Source organism: Collinsella aerofaciens, from assembly GCF_015557435.1.
In the GTDB taxonomy this organism is placed as follows: Bacteria; Actinomycetota; Coriobacteriia; order Coriobacteriales; family Coriobacteriaceae; genus Collinsella; species Collinsella aerofaciens_Z.
This window is the reverse complement of the sequence record NZ_JADNOH010000049.1, coordinates 1-4,223: the sequence shown is the minus strand read 5'-3', so window position 1 is coordinate 4,223 and position 4,223 is coordinate 1. Positions and strand designations below refer to the sequence as shown.

The 4,223-nt window shown below is 52.4% G+C and carries 4 protein-coding genes; 2 read left to right on the top strand and 2 right to left on the bottom strand.

The features are described from left to right. Window positions 1-804: 804 nt before the first annotated feature. Both I2G43_RS04525 and I2G43_RS04520 read left to right on the top strand, forming a co-directional pair. Window positions 805-1,356 (top strand): ParA family protein, encoded by a 552-nt coding sequence (locus I2G43_RS04525; protein ID WP_195535257.1) that lies wholly within the window; start codon window positions 805-807, stop codon window positions 1,354-1,356. Next, window positions 1,356-1,658 (top strand): ribbon-helix-helix protein, CopG family, encoded by a 303-nt coding sequence (locus I2G43_RS04520; protein ID WP_195535256.1) that lies wholly within the window; start codon window positions 1,356-1,358, stop codon window positions 1,656-1,658. The genes I2G43_RS04525 and I2G43_RS04520 overlap by 1 nt, the downstream gene beginning before the upstream one ends. Before the next feature lie 1,186 nt (window positions 1,659-2,844). Here the strand turns inward: I2G43_RS04520 and I2G43_RS04515 are convergent. Continuing rightward, window positions 2,845-3,444 (bottom strand): hypothetical protein, encoded by a 600-nt coding sequence (locus I2G43_RS04515; RefSeq protein WP_195535255.1) that lies wholly within the window; start codon window positions 3,442-3,444, stop codon window positions 2,845-2,847. Window positions 3,445-3,631: 187 nt separating this feature from the next. After that, window positions 3,632-3,790, bottom strand: a complete 159-nt coding sequence (locus I2G43_RS04510) for a ribbon-helix-helix domain-containing protein (RefSeq protein ID WP_082421961.1) — start codon at window positions 3,788-3,790, stop codon at window positions 3,632-3,634. Window positions 3,791-4,223: the final 433 nt, after the last annotated feature.

Here is a 4,223-nt window from a genome sequence, read left to right as displayed (position 1 = left end):
TTTCAGCAAAAGGTCGCTAGCAAAGAGTAATGCAAGCAGGGCAAAGCCGATTGTGACCAAGTATCTCGATTGATTTTGCGACAGCATGGCAACTGCCTTTTAGAACATGTAAGTGAAAAGTCGGTACGATGTCATTGCGGTTGCAAACAAGCCGCTGCCAGGACCGGTTGTCACGAGACCGGCAATAACGCATTTTCTCGGTTTCCAGCTCATGACAGACCCCTCTCTCATGGTGAAACGCATACATTATGAGATATGCACATTATCTCGCTAATTAATTTCAATATCCATCATCTAACACTAAAGAATACTGACTCACTGGTTCAGCGACGATGCGTTTTTACCTTTGCGTTCCCACTCGCGTAACCGCCTCGCCGCGTCGGCGGTCGGAAGGGTCTCCGTCTCGCAATCAGCGACCTTGTAACCGTATCTGTCGAGCCAGGCAGCAAGTGCATCACAATCGACGCGCTTCCAGTCGCCGCCCGGCGCGTGCTGCATCACGAGGCCTCCGGCGACTACGAGCCCATGGATATGCTCTCCTTGCAGGCCTGCGATGATTCCGCCGGTGCATATGATGCTAGGTCGCTGTTCCGGCACTGCGCAAACGTATTGGCCTTTGTGCCCCTTTTGGCAACTTTAGCATGACTATAGGTTAAACCAACCCACAGTCATGAGCACGGTAGCGTAGTACTATACTAATTACTTAACATGCTCATATATTTCTACCTGCAACTTAGAATCACTTAATGTAGTCACATGTTAATGTGATAATATATGACTATGCTATTTCAGAAAGGGGAGGACATGGCGACGAACATCCTGCTAGTCAATCAGAAGGGCGGCGTCGGCAAGACGACGTTCGCCGACGAGATCGCCTGGGGTCTCGAGCGCCGCGGCCACAAAGTCGGATTCGGCAATCTCGACCCTCAGGGCGGCGCGAACCACGAGAAGAACCTGCTCGACGACGAGAACGCCGTAAACGTCATCGACACGCCGGGTTTCCTGAGTGACGAGACGGCCACGTACGCGAAAAACGCCGACATCGCGATCATCCCGGTCCAGCCAGGCACCCTCGGCCTAAAGCCGATGAAACGCACGATCAAGGTCATCACCGAGGCCAATCCCGATTTGTCCTTCGCAATCATCGTCAACAACTTCGCGGCAAACCAGACGGTCGACCGCCAGTTCCTCGAACTACTCGAAGCCGATGACTTGCCCGTGCTGGGCACCGTTCCGACCGCAGCGGCCTTCAAGCAGGGCGCGGCCCTGGGCAAGCCCGTGTACGAAATCGCGAAGAGCGGCAAGGCAGCCCTGGCAATCGAAAACATCCTGGACGAGATCGAGGAGGTCCTGTAATGGCCGGAAAGTTCAAGAAATCGACCTCCTACTTCGACGTCGCCGCGGAGAAGGCCGAGGAGAGGCAGCAGAAAATCGTTGAGAGCGCATCTGAGTCCCAGAAACCGGCTCCGCAGGTACGGAAAGCCGGGCGCCCCAAAAAAGGCGCTGAAGGGGCATCTGAGAGGCTTGTACAGCTGTCTGTCTACGTTCCCGAGAGCCATCGCAAGCGCTTGAAGCAGGCCGCACTCGAGGAGGACAAGTCCGTTTCCGACATCGCACGTGAGCTGTTCGACGAGTACCTTGCCGAAAACGGGTTTTAACGAAGAGGGCGGCGTGACGTTCTTAACGTTGTGACAAAATGGAAGCCCAAGAGGATCAGGACAGGGGTATCGAAAGGTGCTCCTGTCTCTTTTTAGGCCACTGAGAGCCGATTTAAGACCTCGTTTTATATAGCAATGAGAAAACGGGTAAACCCCACCAATAAGTCGTCCTATTTTCAATTCTGTGACCTTCTAGCGGTATTCTGTGCAAGGTTGACTGAATACCGGTATCCCGATTGACCGGAAATCGGATTCGGCACTCATTGCCGAATTGGACGGGCTGCGACTGAGTGCGATAGGTCGCCCGGGGAGCCGAAGGCGACGCCGGCGCCGGGGATTGGCGAGAACGTGGGTGGGGAGTTGGGGCGGAGCCCCCACACTTTTGGCCGAAGGCCATGCCAAGGAGCCGCAGGCGACGCGGAGCGTGCGCAAGCGCGCGGAGGGCAAGGAGGCACAGCCGACGCGCAGGGAGCCGAAGGCGACCGGAGTGCGAGCGTAGCGAGCGCCAAGGAGCCACAGGCGACGCGGAGTGAGGCGTAGCCGAACGGAGGGCAAGGACGAAGGATCTCCTTGTTTGTATATCTTTCGATCATTAAATGCTTTCTGGTAGATTTCTCCGTTTCTCCCTTGAGTTCAGACTAAGTGAATCTTATTCACTCTAGTCAGACTTGGTGGGTTGTATGAACCCATAGTTGTGGTTATTTCAACCCATAGTTGTGGTTATTTCAACCCATAGTGCATGGGTTAACTGAACCCATAGTTGGCATGGGTTATTTCAACCCATAGTCTCGTGAGACAACCCATAGTTGATAAGTTGGCCCCGGCTAACACAGGCTCAAACTATGGGTTGAAATAACTATTCCGGTACTTTTTGGCATTTTTCGATCGCTTTCTATGGGTTGGATTAACCCATAGCTAGAAAAGTGGCTTAAATTGTCTATGGGTTCTTTCAACCCATAGCTATACCGTCACGGAAAAGCGTCCGCGATCTCTGTCAGCAAGACTATGGGTTGTCCTAACCAATAGTCTTGCTGAAGAACCGTTATTTAACCCCCTATCAATAAAATGATTTTTCGCCAGGCTATGGGTTAAAACAACCCATAGCTATACTGTAGGTTCTTTCAACCCATAGTTTGTAAGAAAAAGAAATAGGGCTATGGGTTCATACAACCCATAGCCCTTCAAACTAGGCAGAATGCTTTGCGTCCCACTGAGCTTTGCGTTTCGCCGAATTCTCGGCGCGTTGCTTTTTCCTACCCTCCTCGACTTCGAGCCTGCGCTTAGCGATCGCCGTCATATCGAGCCGGTACTCAACAGATTTGTTATTACCACGCGGCGACTTAATCAAAAGACCGAGTTCGACGAGCTTATCGATTCTCTTCTTGACGTTCGACCGATCCGAGTTGACGTCCGCCGCCATGGTGGCAAGGCTGATGTAGCAGGTGGATTTGTAAACGTCCTTGCGCTGGAACGACCAAATCCGCCCCATGATATCGGTGTCAAGTCTAGGCAAACCGAGCTCGAGCATCCACGGCGGCTTGATGATCGCGACCTTCTCGCTGACCATATCCTGCACCATGTGGGCGACACGGGACGATTCATCCGATGCCCGGCGAAGTGCTTCGCGGTGACTCTCACTATTGGGCATGGCGGCATCTGTGACGGCCTGATTCGCGAAATCGGACGCCGCCCCCATTCCAGACGGGCTTGCGGGGCCGGACGGGTGGCTATCCGTGTCCCACGGATAGCCACCGCCCGCGTCCGGTTTTAAATTTCTGGTATCCATAAACTAGCCTCTCATTGAGGCTATCTAGCCATCAGTCGAAGTGATGCCATAGTATTTTGGTAGTACTTCAACATAGGGACCCAAATCGAAGCATACGTGTGCTAGGATTGCAGGTAACAGGCCAGAAAGCCACATTTGAACATGGAAAAAGCCCTTCTTACTTGGCGGTAGGGGGCTTTTTTCATATCTATTTTTGCTCTTTAACACGCTCCAAAAACTCGGCGATAGCGATCGCCGCCATAGACGACTTAGCTACACCGCGGCTCTTCGCGTAGTCATCGAGATCACGCCAAATTTCGAGAGGCAGAGTAACCTGGATTCTTTTCTTCTCCTCGGCCACTGCCATAGACAATTACCTCCTTCGTTGAACAAGCGAAATCGTACCACTACTGATTGAAACAAAGCGTATCACAAATACTGTCTAAAATACAAACTAACACAAAGTGGTACACCTAAATTCGCTAAATCTTTCCCATCGGTCAGATAGGCGCTCGAGTTTCCAAAAAGGGCACAGGAAATTGCCAAAAGGGGCACAGTGAAACGTCCCTAGAATCAGCTGTTACGATAAAACAAGGGGCTAACTCCGCGGACACGGCCTAGCGCGCTGCCATCCAGTGCCGATTCTGCCATACTCGCAATTCGGCGAGGATGAGGAGTATGAATTGATCGGGGCTTATAGGACAAAATGTGTCCTATAAGCCCCGAGGATGACGATTCCAATACGGACGACACCAAAACCGGCATCGACGGCTCCATGGACGATTCGGATTCCAAATAGG

Bases quoted from the DNA above. Each gene is read 5' to 3' on its own strand.
- I2G43_RS04525 (WP_195535257.1), top strand. From the start codon at position 805: ATGGCGACGAACATCCTGCTAGTCAATCAGAAGGGCGGCGTCGGCAAG.
- I2G43_RS04520 (WP_195535256.1), top strand. From the start codon at position 1,356: ATGGCCGGAAAGTTCAAGAAATCGACCTCCTACTTCGACGTCGCCGCG.
- I2G43_RS04515 (WP_195535255.1), bottom strand. From the start codon at position 3,444: ATGGATACCAGAAATTTAAAACCGGACGCGGGCGGTGGCTATCCGTGG.
- I2G43_RS04510 (WP_082421961.1), bottom strand. From the start codon at position 3,790: ATGGCAGTGGCCGAGGAGAAGAAAAGAATCCAGGTTACTCTGCCTCTC.